This is a genomic window from Methylobacterium sp. Leaf125 (assembly GCF_001423085.1).
Classification (GTDB): domain Bacteria; phylum Pseudomonadota; class Alphaproteobacteria; order Rhizobiales; family Beijerinckiaceae; genus Methylobacterium.
The window spans coordinates 1-13,864 of the sequence record NZ_LMNU01000030.1 but is presented as its reverse complement, the minus strand read 5'-3'; the positions used below and the strand labels follow the sequence as shown (position 1 = coordinate 13,864).

Annotated in this window: 14 protein-coding genes and 2 pseudogenes; 13 read left to right on the top strand and 3 right to left on the bottom strand. The window is 65.0% G+C overall.

Features of this window, described 5'->3' with window-relative positions; translation table 11 throughout:
* Positions 1–118 precede the first annotated feature (118 nt).
* The 3 genes from ASF58_RS18280 (at position 119) to ASF58_RS18270 (ending at position 2,165) form a co-directional block, all read left to right on the top strand.
* A complete protein-coding gene (locus ASF58_RS18280; RefSeq protein ID WP_244477390.1) occupies positions 119–1,309 on the top strand; it encodes a sensor histidine kinase in 1,191 nt (396 codons plus the stop codon).
* Positions 1,310–1,351: 42 nt separating this feature from the next.
* Entirely contained in the window at positions 1,352–1,780 is a 429-nt protein-coding gene (locus tag ASF58_RS18275) for a response regulator (RefSeq protein ID WP_200930223.1), read from the top strand.
* A 109-nt stretch (positions 1,781–1,889) separates the two neighbouring features.
* Positions 1,890–2,165, top strand: coding sequence for a hypothetical protein (locus ASF58_RS18270; RefSeq protein ID WP_055955723.1), 276 nt, complete (start codon positions 1,890–1,892; stop codon positions 2,163–2,165).
* Here ASF58_RS18270 and ASF58_RS18265 read toward each other — a convergent pair.
* Together ASF58_RS18265 and ASF58_RS18260 are read right to left on the bottom strand one after the other, a co-directional pair.
* A complete protein-coding gene (locus ASF58_RS18265) occupies positions 2,140–2,745 on the bottom strand; it encodes a Crp/Fnr family transcriptional regulator (protein ID WP_244477389.1) in 606 nt (201 codons plus the stop codon). The genes ASF58_RS18270 and ASF58_RS18265 overlap by 26 nt on opposite strands.
* A 257-nt stretch (positions 2,746–3,002) precedes the next feature.
* Entirely contained in the window at positions 3,003–3,248 is a 246-nt protein-coding gene (locus ASF58_RS18260) for a hypothetical protein (RefSeq protein WP_055955718.1), read from the bottom strand.
* A gap of 228 nt (positions 3,249–3,476) precedes the next feature.
* Here ASF58_RS18260 and ASF58_RS25295 point away from each other — a divergent pair.
* From ASF58_RS25295 to ASF58_RS18235, 6 genes and pseudogenes are all read left to right on the top strand, one after another.
* Positions 3,477–4,231, top strand: a protein-coding gene (locus ASF58_RS25295; RefSeq protein WP_156375786.1) for an IS5 family transposase whose coding sequence is annotated in 2 segments (ribosomal slippage) — positions 3,477–3,807 and positions 3,807–4,231 — 756 coding nt in all. Because the reading frame shifts where the segments join, the coding sequence is not laid out codon by codon here.
* 212 nt (positions 4,232–4,443) lie between these two features.
* Positions 4,444–4,602, top strand: a pseudogene (locus ASF58_RS25290) (IS5/IS1182 family transposase); the annotation flags it as partial.
* Between the two features lie 388 nt (positions 4,603–4,990).
* A pseudogene (locus tag ASF58_RS18250) lies at positions 4,991–5,623 on the top strand (tyrosine-type recombinase/integrase).
* A 546-nt stretch (positions 5,624–6,169) separates the two neighbouring features.
* Positions 6,170–7,060 (top strand): SMP-30/gluconolactonase/LRE family protein, encoded by an 891-nt coding sequence (locus ASF58_RS18245; protein ID WP_156375785.1) that lies wholly within the window; start codon positions 6,170–6,172, stop codon positions 7,058–7,060.
* A gap of 77 nt (positions 7,061–7,137) precedes the next feature.
* Positions 7,138–8,967 carry a glycoside hydrolase family 15 protein gene (locus ASF58_RS18240; RefSeq protein WP_055955707.1) on the top strand — a complete coding sequence of 610 codons (1,830 nt, stop codon included), beginning with the start codon at positions 7,138–7,140 and terminating at the stop codon, positions 8,965–8,967.
* Positions 8,968–9,008: 41 nt separating this feature from the next.
* Positions 9,009–9,968, top strand: coding sequence for a TIGR03885 family FMN-dependent LLM class oxidoreductase (locus ASF58_RS18235; protein ID WP_055955704.1), 960 nt, complete (start codon positions 9,009–9,011; stop codon positions 9,966–9,968).
* Positions 9,969–10,304: 336 nt separating this feature from the next.
* Here the strand turns inward: ASF58_RS18235 and ASF58_RS27555 are convergent, their stop codons facing one another.
* On the bottom strand, positions 10,305–10,427 hold the full coding sequence (locus ASF58_RS27555) for a hypothetical protein (RefSeq protein WP_277996201.1): 123 nt from the start codon (positions 10,425–10,427) through the stop codon (positions 10,305–10,307).
* A 380-nt stretch (positions 10,428–10,807) separates the two neighbouring features.
* Here ASF58_RS27555 and ASF58_RS27265 point away from each other — a divergent pair, with 380 nt between their 5' ends.
* The 4 genes from ASF58_RS27265 (at position 10,808) to ASF58_RS18210 (ending at position 13,830) form a co-directional block, all read left to right on the top strand.
* Complete coding sequence (locus ASF58_RS27265; protein WP_055955696.1) at positions 10,808–11,212, top strand: hypothetical protein; 405 nt, start codon at positions 10,808–10,810, stop codon at positions 11,210–11,212.
* Positions 11,213–11,403: 191 nt separating this feature from the next.
* Positions 11,404–12,486: a catalase family protein gene (locus ASF58_RS18220; RefSeq protein ID WP_055955693.1), complete on the top strand. Its 1,083-nt coding sequence runs from the start codon at positions 11,404–11,406 to the stop codon at positions 12,484–12,486.
* 37 nt (positions 12,487–12,523) lie between these two features.
* The gene (locus tag ASF58_RS18215) at positions 12,524–13,093 is read left to right on the top strand and encodes a type 1 glutamine amidotransferase domain-containing protein (RefSeq protein WP_055955690.1); all 570 of its coding nucleotides are present in this window, start codon (positions 12,524–12,526) and stop codon (positions 13,091–13,093) included.
* An 86-nt stretch (positions 13,094–13,179) separates the two neighbouring features.
* Positions 13,180–13,830, top strand: coding sequence for an SDR family oxidoreductase (locus ASF58_RS18210; RefSeq protein WP_244477388.1), 651 nt, complete (start codon positions 13,180–13,182; stop codon positions 13,828–13,830).
* Positions 13,831–13,864 lie beyond the last annotated feature (34 nt).

Sequence of the window (13,864 nt, the reverse complement as noted above, 5' to 3'; positions counted from 1 at the left end):
TGTCTGCTTCATCTTCGCTCCTCAGGGGCTACGATGAACCAGCCATCCTCCGTTCGGGAAGACCCTCATTCTGTCCCACAGGTGCTGACGTCGGACACGGGATGCCATTGAGCGGCGCGTGACGATCGAGATCGACCTGAAGAACCGGCGCAAGGACGGCACGGCCTTCTGGAACCGCCTCCTCGTCTCGCCCGTGTTCGCGCCCGACGGCGAGCTCACCTACTTCTTCGCCTCGCAGTACGACGTGACCCTCGAAAAGGAGCGGCTCGTGCTCCTGAAGAAGGACCGGGATGCGCTCGAAGCCGAGGCCGCGCGCCGGTCCCTGGAACTGCTGCAGAGCGAGGAGCGCCTCCGGTTCACCCTGAAGGCCGGCCGCCTCGGAGCCTGGACCCTCGACCTCGGCGTCATGCGCCTGATCTCGTCGGATGGGTTCAAGGAGAACCTCGGGCGCTCGCCGAACGATACGCTGACCTACGAGGAGATGCTCGCGGCCATCCATCCGGAGGACCTCCCCAGGAAGCTCTCGGCCCGAGACGCGGCCATCGCCGGGCATTCGGATTACGACGTCGAGATCCGGGTCATCACCCCTCATGGCGAGACCCGTTGGCTGCAGTTCCGCGGGCAGGCCTCGTACCGGGCGGACGGGACGCCCCTGAGCATCGCCGGCATCAGCCTCGACATCACGGACCGCAAGCGGGCGGAGGAGCACCGCGACCTCCTGGCGGGCGAACTCAGCCACCGCATCCAGAACACCCTGGCGACCGTGCAGTCCATCGCCCGGCAGACGCTGCGGGGGGCGGCCTCGCTGGAAGAGGCCGGGGTCGCGATGGAGGCCCGGCTGCGGTCGTTGTCGGCCGCCACGGAGATGCTGGCCCGCGGCAGCGGCGAGTGGGCGACCCTGACGGAGGTGGTCATCGCGGCCCTGCACCCGTTCGGCGTCGAGCAGGACCACCGCTTCAAGATCGGCGGCCCGATCCTCCGCCTCGCGCCGCGCGTCGCCCTGGCCTTCAGCCTCGCGATCCACGAGCTCGCGACGAACTCTGTCAAGTACGGGTCCCTCTCATCGGACGATGGACGCGTCATCGTGAGCTGGGACGTCGTGGACGGCTCCAATCCGGACCGGCTTTGGTTCCAGTGGCAGGAGGTAGGCGGCCCCCGGGTCTCGCCCCCGACGCGAACGGGCTTCGGCTCTCGAATGATCGAGCGGGCCCTGGCCCGAGAGATCGGCGGCAAGGCGGAGATCGAGTATCGGCCGCGCGGTGTCGTGTTCACGGCCGAGGCGCCGCTGCCGGAGATTACGCGGGACTGAGCGACGGCGGGAGCTTTTTGTCGGTTCGGACGTATCGCATCCATGGACGCCTCCCCTGCCTCCCTGCCGCCGTTTGCCCTCGTGGTCGAGGGGAACATCCTCGTGCGGATGGACGCCGCGGACATCCTTGAGCAGGCGGGCTTCCGAGTCCTCGACGTCGCGACGGCCGATATGGCCATGCAGGTCCTGCAGCGGCACGGCCACGAGTTGAACCTGCTGTTTACGGCCGTCGGGCTTCAAGGCACCCACAACGGGTTCGCGCTGGCACGCCGAGCCGCGGCGGACCACCCGCACATCAGCGTGGTGGTGGCTTCGGGCCATGACCGGCCGGGTCCGGGCGAGCTGCCGGACACCGCCTGCTTTATCGAGAAGCCCTTCAGCGCGGAGATCGTCCATGCACATCTGCAGCGGATCATGCCCGACGAGCGGAAGCCTGCGCCCCTGAGGGAGAAGCAGGCGTCCAGCCACTGACGGTGTTCCATCCGACACAAGCCGCCGGACTTGATCTACGACAGGGACGGATTGCGTCGGACGTGCAGGGCTAAGATCCCGGCCGAAGAACCATTCCGAGCGATATGCGATGCCCCAATTCTACTTCGATTTCCAGAACGGAACCTCACGCATCGACGATGAGGAGGGCGTCGAGTTGGAGGACCTTGAGACCGGTCGGCGCGAGGCGCTGAGGACCCTGGGCGAGGTCGCCAGGGAGGCGCTATCCAAGGGGGACGAGCAGACGTTGCGTGCGTCCATCCGGGATGCGAATGGGCATGTCGCCTACACGGCGACGGTGACGGTTACCGGCACGTGGCACCCGACATCCATCGACCTTGTCAGCCGCCCTCGGGAGCGAGGTTGAGGTAGGTCGGGTCGAACTCGGCGATGGACGTCAGCCTCGGTAGGTCGAGAATCGTGAGGCGACGCTCGGCGAGCCGGATGACCCGCTGGTGACGAAGCTCCTGCAGGGAGCGGTTGGTATGGACGCCGGACAGACCGAGCGTGTGGGCCAGATCGACCTGCGTGACGGGCAGGGAAAAGCTGTTGCCGTTCGTGAGCCCGACTGCGCGGAGGCGATGGAAGAGCTCACAGATCAGATGGGCGAGGCGCTCGACGCCGGACCGGCAGCCGAGGTTGAGCAACCACTCGCCGGAGGTGGCTTCCTCGATGAGCGACAGCATTCGCGCAGCCTGGGACAGAGCCTGCGATTGGTAGATCGTCTCATTCAGGACCCTGGGCGACAGGCGCGCGATCCGGCAGGGCGTGATCGTCGAGACGCCATGGGGCATCCGGTCCTGGAAGACCGCGTCGAGATCGCTCATATCCCCTGGCAGCAGGTACGCCGTGATCTGACGCCGGCCGTTGGAGCGCTGCTTGTAGCGACAGGCGATGCCCTCAAGGATGAGGATGGCGCCGTCCGGATCGCTCCCCTCGACAATCAAATCCGTCCTGGCGCCAACGAGCCGTGCTTCGGCCTCGACGCGTCCCAGCCATTCCCTGTCCGCGGCGGATAGGACGACCAAGCGTTCCAGCTTCCGGATGGCAGGGTTCGGCCTCGTCTGCACCGAGCGTTCGTCCAAGGCCGCTCAATGCTCCCGTTGGCGCGAACCTCTCGACACAATGTCCAGGCGCGTCTCAGAAAGGATTTTATTCGAAATTGCGTTCGATGATACAGGAATCACGAAAGCGAGATCAGTGATTATTCCTGGCTCGGGACAATCAGGCCGTTAAACATCAGCGTCGCCGTGTAGACGGTCTCGTGCCTGTCGTTCCGGACGCGGACGGTCAGGGTCAGGTGGTCGCCGTCCTCGGGGAGTATCTCCCCCGCGATGGCAGGCAGGGCGCGCTTTGCCTCGCGCCGGACGGCATCGAAGTCCGCGCATTCCAAGCCGTCCTCGTCGAGCCGGAACGAGCCGTCATGGATGTCGAAGAAATAGCGGGCCATGCCGGTCTCCACACGCAGCGGGCGGGAGCACACGCGGTCTCACAGGCGCGGAGAGCCAAGGATCGGGCCGCGATGGTACGGTTCTATACGGTTCTCGTGGAATTGCACCCGGGGCGTTGGCCCCACCGGCGTTCCTTCGAAACCGGGGCGATGCCGTCCTAGCGTCCGGACCCATAACGGTGGCGCGGACGGCGTAGGTGTGATTCACGGCTCCCATGGGAGGGGCCGATGGATCAGTTCTGGCTGACGGACGAGCAGTTTGCGCGGATCGCACCGCACCTGCCCACCGACACGCGGGGCAAGGAGCGCGTGGACGACCGGCGGGTGATCAGTGGTATCGTCCACGTGCTCAAGTCCGGCGGCCGTTGGACGGACGCGCCGCGGGACGTCTACGGGCCGAAGAAGACGCTCTACAACCGCTTCGTGCGCTGGGCGGCCAAGGGGGTCTGGGTCGGGTTATTCGAGACGCTGTCCCAGGCCGGCGGGCCGCCCTCCCAGGTGCTGATCGACTCCACCGCCGTGAAAGCCCACCGCTGCGCCGCCGGGGGTAAAGGGGGGAGCAAAACCAGGCCATCGGCCGCTCGCGGGGCGGGCGCACGACCAAGATCCATGCTCTCACCGACCGCGCCTGCCGCCCGCTCGCCTTCCTGCCGACTGGCGGGCAGGTCGCCGACTGCAAGGCCGGTGCGCTGCTGCTCGAACGCCTGCCCGCCTGCCGCGTCGTGCTGGCTGACAAGGGCTACGACAGCGATGCCATCCGCCGACAAATCGAGGCGGCCGGAGCCGCGCCCAACATCCCGCCCAAGGTCAACCGGCGCTGGAAGCCGTGCTTCTCGCCTGTGCTCTATCGGGGCCGCAACAGCATCGAGCGGATGTTCGGTCGCCTGAAAGACTTCCGCCGGATCGCCACGCGCGACGACCGCTCGGCGATCAACTTCCTCGCCGCCGTCTGTCTCGCCGCGACCGTCAGCTACTGGTCATGAGTCCGGACGCTAGGACATGACTGCTGATGGCCGTCCGAACCGTTACCGCTGACGCAAGGAAGACTTCGGTTCTCCTTTGGGATCCACAGCTCCACGAGCCGGCTCAAGCGTGGCCGCTTGTACGGAGCCCGCTTCGCGTGTTCACGTTTTGTGCGTGCATTCGCTGAGCAGGCGCATGCAGGTCATCGACGTCATCATAGGCATGCCCATGCCTGCAGCCGCGTAGGTGGCTAGTCGAGCGCTTCTTCGGATGGATCAGCCGCAACCGACGCCTCTAGAAGGACCCGGAAGCGACCCTCGCCTCCGCACACGCCTTCCTCTACGCCGCCGCCGTCATGATCCTCGTCCGAAGGCTGGGGCGAGCAGCATGATTTATCGGAAAGCCTCTAAGCAGCCATGAAGCGGACCTTCCCAGGGACTGCGAAGGGTCGATAGCAACCTGAACGATGTGTCAAGTATTCGATCGGATATCCGCTATGGAGATGACTCGGACGAATATCCGGTTTCAAAAGTTTCAAGAGGATCCGCTTCAGGCGGGTAATCACCCCAAGCCGAAGCTTCCGGAAGACTGACGAACGACCGCTTTTGAGAAGCGTCAACGGCGGTCCGGGCGACTGGGTTGGGTTGGACACAGCTGGGCTGCATTCTAGGCTTGGCCGCTGAGTGGCACAGATCCCGAACGTCGAACCGGTGGTGCGCAGACTACGTTCGCAGCGCCCTTTCTCTCCCTGCCGGCATCTGCCGGTTGGGAGATGAGAAATGGGACATTCACAGCACGACCCAGCCTTCAAGAACCGACGTCCGTGGAACGTAGGACGGAAGCTCGGCGCCAAGCGCGCTCTCAAGCCTCAGCAGGTTTGGGCCATCCGTTTCTGGCTCGACGGAAAGCGGCGTGTACGCGACCGCGCCATGTTTGACCTCGCCATCGACAGTAAGCTGCGCGGTTGTGACATCGTCAAATTGAAGATCGGTGAGCTTGTCAGCGGCGAGCGGGTGCGGGCGCGGGTCATCGTCGTTTAACGAAAGACTGGACAGCCTGTACAGTTCGAACTGCTTGAACCAGCACGTACCAGCATTCTGACTTGGCTTGAGTGTCGAGGGGGCGGGCTTGATGATTACGCTTTTCCCAGCCGGATCGACCATAAAGCGCACATAAGCACCCGACAGTACGCCCGTCTGGTAGATGAATGGGTGACAGGTATAGGGCTCCGGCGCGAGGACTACGGAACACATTCCCTACGTCGAACAAAGGCGGCGTTGATCTATAAGCGAACAGGCAACTTGCGCGCTGTGCAAATTCTGCTCGGGCATACGAAAATCGAGAGTACGGTACGCTACCTCGGCGTGGACGTTGAAGACGCACTCGCTCTGGCCGAAGGGACCGAAATCTGAAGCCCGGCCTCCTCGGCGGCAGAGTTGAGGAGGCCATGCATGCTTCGGGAATGCAGCGCATGTAATGCAGTCGGTTACCCCGACATAAGGCCGTCCCGGAAATAGGCGTTCTCGAACGAACCCAGCCCTTCCGCCCTGGGTGGATTTCTGCCGTTCCGCTTGTGGAGGGCGTATGCAAGGAAGCGGACATAGCCGCGGAGACCGATTCCGACCCTCTGAAAAGCCGGCAACGTCCGCTTGGAGGCTGGTCGGCAAGGCAGAAGCATTTAATTAGCACAGACCAACCCCCGCAACATAGTTATTAAGTTATTGTGCATACTTATTTATTCGATCTATTTTTCACCATAAACGAAAGTTATATTATATTTAGTATGATTTTAATACCTACAAACAGCCGGTCTTGGAACTATGTTACTTATCGTATTAGCCGAGCGGATTAAAATATGCTGATGTTCGTGCAGAATCATCCTTGGACTTACGGTCGCAGATTGGGAACATCGTCCGAAGCGGTGCGTCTCCCAGCGTTGGCGTGTTGGGATCAACGTTTTGCTGCCTATATCATCAATTATCTTGGACTTGTCTCGGTGCCATCTCGGTGAGGGGCCGAGCTACGAGCCGGAGACCGATACCATATGGTGGGTCGACATCCTCGAACGGCGGCTGTTCGAGCGATCGCTGGCCGCGGAGGCTCAGCCTGCCCAAGTTCACGCACTTCCCCTCATGGTGAGTGACGTCGCGGCGATCGATGCCGACCGTCAACTGCTCTCAGCCGAGAACGGTCTCTACGTCCGAACCGTCGCGAACGGACGGCTGACCCTATACGCCCCCCTGGAGGCGGACGATCCCGGCACGCGGTCCAACGACGGACGCGTACATCCGAGCGGTGCTCTCTGGATCGGAACCATGGGGTTGGAAGCTGAGTCCGGGCGCGGTGCGATCTATCATGTGGCGGGGAGACACATCACCCAGCTCTACGGCGGGTTGACCACGCCGAACGGGATTGCCTTCTCTCCGGACGGGTCGACCGGCTACTTCGTCGATACTGAGGAGGGCTTGCTGAGGCGCGTCGCCCTAAACTCCGCCACGGGCCTGCCCGTGGCCGAGCCCGAGACGCACTATGACCACAGGGGCGGGAAAGGCGGCATTGACGGTGCCGCCGTGGACGCCGAAGGGCTGATCTGGACCGCTCGCTTCGGCGCGGGCTGCCTCGACGCCTACAGCCCCGCGGGCGAGCGCGTCCGCACCGTCCCGGTCCCAGCCCAGCAGCCGACCTGTCCAACCTTCGTCGGGCGCGACCTTGACCGGCTGCTTGTGACGACGGCCTACGAGGGCATGGACGACGATGCGAAGGCCCGCGATCCGGAACACGGGCGTACGCTCCTCGTCAATGTCGGCGTTCGCGGCCTGATCGAGCCGGCTTTCCGTCTCGCCGGCTGACTGCTCCGACCTCCCTCTCGTTCTCGTTCAGCCAGCACCGTTGGGTGGCCGCAGCGCGGCACCCGCGAGGAGTCCTTATGTCGACCACCGATGAGCGCGACTACCAGCCGATCGAAGCTTATGCCCTGCTGGGCAATTGCGAGGGCTGCGCCCTCGTGGCCCGTGACGGCTCGTTGGACTGGGCCTGCCTCGAGCGCTTCGACGCCGATCCCAGCTTTTCGCGCCTCCTCGACCGGCGGCGTGGCGGCTACTTTGTCATCCGCCCGGAGGGCACCTACGAGACGACGCGGCAGTATCTCAGCCGTACCAACATCCTGCAGACCACGTTCACCACCGCCGACGGCTTCGTTCACCTCTACGACTTCATGGTCGGCCCCGAAGGCGACGAGGATCGGCCGCGCCTCGTGCGCCTCGTCTCCGGCTTGTCCGGGCATGTTCCGATGGTCGCCCTGTACCGCCCCCTGGCCGGGTTCGCCGAAAGCTTTGCGCCGCTGCGGGTCGATGCGGGGCGCATCACCGCCGAGGGCTGCCCCGGGCTCGTCTCCGATGCCGACTTCGCGTTGGAGGAGGAGGTCGCTGCGGCTCGCTTCACGCTGGGGCGTGGCGAAAGCCGCGCCTTCGCCCTCTATCTCGCTGAACTTCCGGAGGCGCCGCCGGATGCGTTTGCGCTTATGGAGGAGGTACGTCTGGCCTGGGTGCTGTGGACACAGGACTCGGCCTATGTCGGGCCGCTTGCCGACGAGTTGATGCGCTCGGCCCTCGTACTGAAGATGCTGACCTACGAGCCCACTGGGGCGATCGTCGCGGCGGCCACGACGTCGCTGCCCGAGGAGGTTGGCGGCATCCGTAACTGGGACTACCGATTCTGCTGGATTCGCGACGCCTGCCTGTCGTTCTATGTGCTCAAGAAGTTCGGCATGTCCCGCGAGGCCGAAGGCTTTTTCGCGTTTGTCGGCGCCCTGTGCGAACGTGAGAAGGGACAACTGAAGCCGCTCTACAGCATCTCGGGCGAGGCCGATCTCGAGGAAACCGAGATCGCCCATTTCGAGGGTTGGCGCAGCTCGGGCCCGGTGCATCGCGGCAACGGGGCCGCCGATCAGCACCAGGCAGATGCCTACGGCCAAGTGCTCGACCTGTTCTACCTCTACGAGCGCCTCGGCGGCGCCCTATCGGAGGAGCTCAAGCGACACGGAGCACGGCTTGCTGACATCTCAGCCGCACATTGGTCCGAGCCGGACGCCGGCCTATGGGAGCCACGGAAGCCCGAGCGGCGCTACCTTCACGCTGCCATGATGAACTGGGTCGCGCTCGACCGCGCTATCCGACTGTTCGGCCCCCGGGAGGACTGGTGTACCGAGCGCGACCACATCGTGGCCTTCGTCAACGGCGAGGGCGTACACGCGGACGGCTACTACCCGCAGTATCTAGGCAGCGACGACGTCGACGCCGCTCTACTGATCGCACCGATGGTCGGCTTTCCCGTAGACGAGGCGGTTTTTGCACGGACCGTCGACGTCATCGACGAGCGGCTGGGGTACGGACACCTCGTCTACCGGTACAAAAACGATGACGGCCTGCCCGGCCACGAGGGTACCTTCTTGCTTTGCGCCTTCTGGATGGTGGACGCACTGCTGTGGCTCGGGCGGGAGGCGGACGCCCGGACGCGCTTCGCCGCCCTGCGGGTGTTGCAGAACGATGTGGGGCTCATTGCCGAGCAGACCGCCGAGGACGGCGCATTCCTTGGCAACTTCCCGCAGGCCTTCAGCCATCTCGGCCTCATCCACTCGGCCCTGATGCTCGACCTGTACGAGCACGGCGGGCGAGCCGCCGTACAGGGCACCTACGCCGATCGGACGTTGCGCGAGACAGAGACCCGTCGTGCCCCCGACATCAAAAACGCTGCCTGACCGGCTGCAAACCGCATAACCCCAGCAGGAAACGTTCGACCATGGTCCGTATCGGTTACCACGCTTCCCATGAGCAGCACGCCCCGTCGGCTCTGCTGCGCTACGTCCGGGAGGCGGAGGCGGCAGGCTTCGCTTGCGCCATGTCTTCCGAGCACTTTAAGCCCTGGAGCAACGCACAAGGGCATTCGGGCCATGCCTGGTCCTGGCTCGGCGCCGCGTTAGCAGGCACGCAACTGCCCTTCGGGATCATCACCGCACCGGGCTACCGGCACCACCCCGCGGTGCTTGCACAATCCGCTGCGACCTTGAGCGAAATGTTTCCGGAGCGGCTATGGCTGGCGCTGGGGTCCGGACAGCGCCTGAATGAAGACGTGACTGGGCTGCCCTGGCCCGAAAAGGCAGAGCGAACTGCCCGGCTCGGCGAGTGCGCGGCAGTGATCCGTGCGCTCCTGGCGGGCGAAACGGTGACCCATCGCGGACGGATCACTGTTGTCGACGCCAAGCTGTACTCCCGCCCCGAGCGAGCACCGCGGCTGCTGGCAGGGGCGGTGACGCCGGAGACGGCGCGCTGCGTCGGCCAATGGGCCGATGGTCTCGTGACCGTGGGGATCGATCCGGCCAAGCTGCGCCCCGTGTTCGAGGCGTTCCGGGAGAGCGGGGGTGCGGGCAAGCCGATCTTCCTCCAGACCAAGGTGTGCTGGGATCCCGATCCGGCCAAAGCGCTGGCCGAGGCTCATACACAATGGGCTAGCAACATGCTGGAGGGCAACGTGAACTGGGAGCTCCGTACGCCCGAGGAGTTCGAAACTGCGTCGCGCTTCGTTCGGCCCGAAGACGTGCCCGGTTATGTGCGGGTCTCTACTGATCTTGGCCAACACGCCGCTTGGCTCGCCGAACTGGCCGAGCTGGGACCGGCGGAGATCATCATCCACCAGGTCGCCTGCGATCAAAGTCGGTTTTCTGAGGCATTCGGCCGGTACGTGCTGCCGAAAATCGCATAGAAGCGTCCCTTACACGGGTAAGTGCCCCCTAACGGCAGCAAGGGTGAGGCTATAGCAGGTTACACCGAGGGAATTGACATTGGGCGTGCCGCCGAGGGAGCTGGCGGTTGGGCTGTTGATACCGACCGCGTGCAGTGCCTTGTTAACCCCTCGCAGAACGGTAGCGGCGGCGGCCTTGCGTCCCCCGACCCGGTCGGTCGGGGTCTGAGAGGAGCTTGAGGCCGCCCAGAGACCTCTCGGCGTTCGGCGCCTGAAACACCTCAAAGACCACTATGATGAAGTGCTGCGGCGTCCCCTCCGCGCCGGGGAGGCGCTCCCCTTCGGCATCGAGAACCTTCAGGGCGAGACCGCGCACGGCAGGATGGTGCCGGCATTGGTCGAGAGCCGCATGTAGACCTTGTGCTCGCTCGGCTTGGCGAACGGACCCTGGACCAGTTCGGGGGGCAGTCCAGCGTCCACCGTCAGCGTCCCCTCAAGGATGCCGAGTGACCTGGCATGTACCTATTTGACGGCATGCCCCGAATAATCGGTGACCGTTTGGAGGATCCTGTCGAACGTCTTGTTCAACTTATCGATTGTTGCCTCATCGTCGGGGCCGGCCTGTTCGACGTGAGCAAGCGCCCCTACGAGGTGGCGCTGCAGTCGAGTGAAGACCAAGAGGTGTTCACCCTAGATCGATACCTGCCGCATCCGCCGAACCGGGGTGACGCGACAGGTTGCGACATCGCGACCTGTGCGGAACCAGAGCCCGGTAGAAGGGCTTCTCCCGCAACAACCGCAATGGAAGCCACGTGAGCGCAAGCATACTGTGGCTAGAGGTCGGAGGGTCAGACCCCACGATGAACTATAAGCTCGCCTTCAGTCTTCCACTCCTCGCCGTCCTGGCTGCGCCCGTTTCGGCCCAGGCCGCGGGCCGCCCGTCAGGGGCGGCGTTGATACACGGCAACTACTGCGGCCCAGGCAACAACGCTCCCGCGGCCCCGGTTGACGCGCTTGATGCGGCATGCGCCCGACACGATGCATGCACCCCCGATGGCGGGTTGGCCACGAAGGCCTGCAACCTGCGCCTTCAGACAGAGGCGGATGCCATCTTCCACGACCCTAGGCAGCCGGACGACCTGAGGGCCATGGCAGGCTTGGTGTCAGCTGGCGCCTCGATGATGATGTCGGCCCGTGAGCCCGCGACAGGGACGGTGGCCACCCGAAGCCGAGATGTGAAGGCCTGGGCAGCGTACACCCGGTAGCCCCGGCTGCGCGCCAACTCAGGATTGTCGCGTCACGCAAGGAGACGCCGCCGCGTCAGTCGGCTGTCGATGCTCCCTGGCTGTCCGCTCCGACGCCAGGAAGGCGCGGAGCGTTTCTCCAAGCCTGGCGGCGACGCCCGACCTCCGACTTGTACCGTCTCCCCCTACCGACCAGCTCCGGAGGAACAAGCATGGCCTACCTTCGCTACGCGCCAGGCATCGAGACGCCCGCACCGGACGAGCAGCAGTCCATCGATGGGATCATCCGAGGGATGATCCAGCAGTCGCAGGTCGTCGAGAAGCGAGAGCACCACGCCGTGCGTGCGAGCCACGCCAAGAGTTCGGCCTGTGTCGTCGGGGAGTTGATCGTCACGGAGAACCTACCGCCCGAACTCGCGCAGGGTCTGTTCGCCAAGCAAGGGGCGCATAAGGTCGCCGTGCGCTTCGCCCAGGGGCCGGGCGAGACCCTGGGTGACCGAGTGTCCACCCATCGCGGCATGTCGATCAAGGTGTTCGGGGTACCTGGCGAGAAGCTGCCCGGCCACGACGTCGACACCCAGGACTTTGTGCTTGCCACCGGCACGACCTTCCCGTCGGGCACGGCGGCGGGCTTCCTGCGGGACGGCACAGTGATCGGGAAATCTACGGGCCTGCCAGAGCGCGTGAAGAGCGCGGTCGCCGCCACGGCGCGCAACCTCAACCACGTGCTGCACGCCTTCGGCACGGAGAGCGCCATGGCCGATTTCCTCGGCCATCCCTACAGCCACCCGCTCGCCGACAGCTACTTCAGTCAGGCCCCAATGCGGTTCGGCGATTACGTCGCCAAGCTTGGCGCAGTCCCGGCTTCGCAGGCGCAGCTGGACCTGGCCGAATGGCGGCTCGACCCGCACGGCGACGAGGACGGCTTTCGTCACGCGGCGGCGGCGTACTTCCGCGAAGCCGACGTGGTCTACGAGCTGAAGGCGCAGCTTTGGGCCGATGCTGAGCGCCAGCCCATCGAGGATGCGTCGGTCGACTGGCCGGTCGCGGTCAGCCCGTACCGCACGGTGGCGACGCTCCGCCTGCCCCGGCAGGACGCCTACTCCCCAGAGCGGGTGCGTTACTTCGACGAGGTGATGACCTTCCGTCCGGCGCACAGCCTCGCGGCGCACCAGCCGCTGGGTTCGGTGATGCGGGCGCGGCTTCAGGTCTACCGGGCGCTGAGCGATTTCCGCCACCGGGAGAACGGTGTGACCGCCGAGAACACTGCCTCGCCGGAGAGCATTCCGGCCTGACGCCGACCCCTTTTCGCCACGCACAGAGGAGCCAACCATGACCCTTCAGGGCAAGACCATCGCCATCCTGATCGCCCCTCGGGGGACGGAGGAGCCGGAGTTCACTAAGCCCCGCGACGCGTTGCTCGCGGCCGGCGCGACCGTCACGGTGGTCGGGCTTGAGGCAGGCGAGGCCGAGACGGTCAACAACGACCTCGACTCGGCTGGGAAGTATCCAGTCGACAAGGTCATCGACGGCGTGTCCGCCTCAGACTTCGACGGGCTCGTCATCCCCGGCGGCAGCGTGGGGGCCGACAAACTCCGCGGCAGCGAGGCCGTGGTCGGCTTCGTCCGGGACTTCTTTCAGCAGGCCAAGCCGGTCGGTGTCATCTGCCACGGGCCCTGGACGCTTGTGGAGGCCGACGTCGTCAAGGGGCGCAAGCTTACCTCCTTCCAGACGGTGAAGACCGACATCCGTAACGCGGGCGGGGAATGGGTCGACGTGGAGGTGGTGGTCGACAAGGGTCTCGTCACCAGCCGCAACCCGAAGGACCTGCCGGCGTTCTGCGCCAAGATCGTCGAGGAGTTCGCGGAAGGGCGCCATCCGGAGCAGGCCCGCAGCGCCTGAAGCCGTCTCACGCCCGCTTCGGCTTAGCCTAGCCCCAGGTACTCAACGTCGGTCGACCTAACCACCACTTTTCCAAGGAGACAGCCATGGATCTCGGCATCAAGGGACGGGTCGCCGTCGTGACAGGTGGGAAGTCGGGCATGGGTCGCTCGACCGCCGAGCATCTGTTGCGCGAGGGCGTCCACGTAGTTCTGACCGACAAGGAAGGCGCCGAACTGCAGGCCACCGCCGCGGAGCTGTCGGCGCTGGGTCAAGTCCGCGCCGTGGAAGCCGACCTTAGCGGGGCCAAGGGGATCGAGGTGCTCGCCGCCTTCGCCAACATGGCCTTCGATGACAAGCCCACCATCCTCGTCTGCGCCGCCGGCATCACGGGAGCGTCCGGCGACTTCCTTGAACTCACGGACGAGGACTGGATTGAGGCGTTGCAGACCGATCTCATGGCCGGAGTGCGCGCGACCAGAGCCTTCATCCCGCACATGCGCAAGGCGGGCTGGGGCCGCATCGTGCTGTTCTCCTCGGAGGACGCGGTGCAGCCCTATATCGAGGAACTGCCGTATGCCGCCGCCAAGGCCGGCGTTCTGAACCTCGCGAAGGGATTGTCGAAGGCCTATGGCCCGGACGGCGTACTCGTGAACGCGGTCGGCCCGGCCTTCATTGCCACGCCGATTGTCCGTCGTCAGATGATTTGGGACATTCAGCGGTGTTCAGGAGCGGAGGCTCTGGTCCATCTGGGGTGAGAGGTTAGGCAGCCTGCGCGTGATGGCGCAAGCG

What these genes read in the sequence shown, in the direction of transcription:
- ASF58_RS18210 (WP_244477388.1), top strand. Translation starts at nt 13,180, where the DNA reads ATGGATCTCGGCATCAAGGGACGGGTCGCCGTCGTGACAGGTGGGAAG.
- ASF58_RS27265 (WP_055955696.1), top strand. Translation starts at nt 10,808, where the DNA reads ATGAACTATAAGCTCGCCTTCAGTCTTCCACTCCTCGCCGTCCTGGCT.
- ASF58_RS18215 (WP_055955690.1), top strand. Translation starts at nt 12,524, where the DNA reads ATGACCCTTCAGGGCAAGACCATCGCCATCCTGATCGCCCCTCGGGGG.
- ASF58_RS18275 (WP_200930223.1), top strand. Translation starts at nt 1,352, where the DNA reads ATGGACGCCTCCCCTGCCTCCCTGCCGCCGTTTGCCCTCGTGGTCGAG.
- ASF58_RS18235 (WP_055955704.1), top strand. Translation starts at nt 9,009, where the DNA reads ATGGTCCGTATCGGTTACCACGCTTCCCATGAGCAGCACGCCCCGTCG.
- ASF58_RS18240 (WP_055955707.1), top strand. Translation starts at nt 7,138, where the DNA reads ATGTCGACCACCGATGAGCGCGACTACCAGCCGATCGAAGCTTATGCC.
- ASF58_RS18270 (WP_055955723.1), top strand. Translation starts at nt 1,890, where the DNA reads ATGCCCCAATTCTACTTCGATTTCCAGAACGGAACCTCACGCATCGAC.
- ASF58_RS18220 (WP_055955693.1), top strand. Translation starts at nt 11,404, where the DNA reads ATGGCCTACCTTCGCTACGCGCCAGGCATCGAGACGCCCGCACCGGAC.
- ASF58_RS18260 (WP_055955718.1), bottom strand. Translation starts at nt 3,248, where the DNA reads ATGGCCCGCTATTTCTTCGACATCCATGACGGCTCGTTCCGGCTCGAC.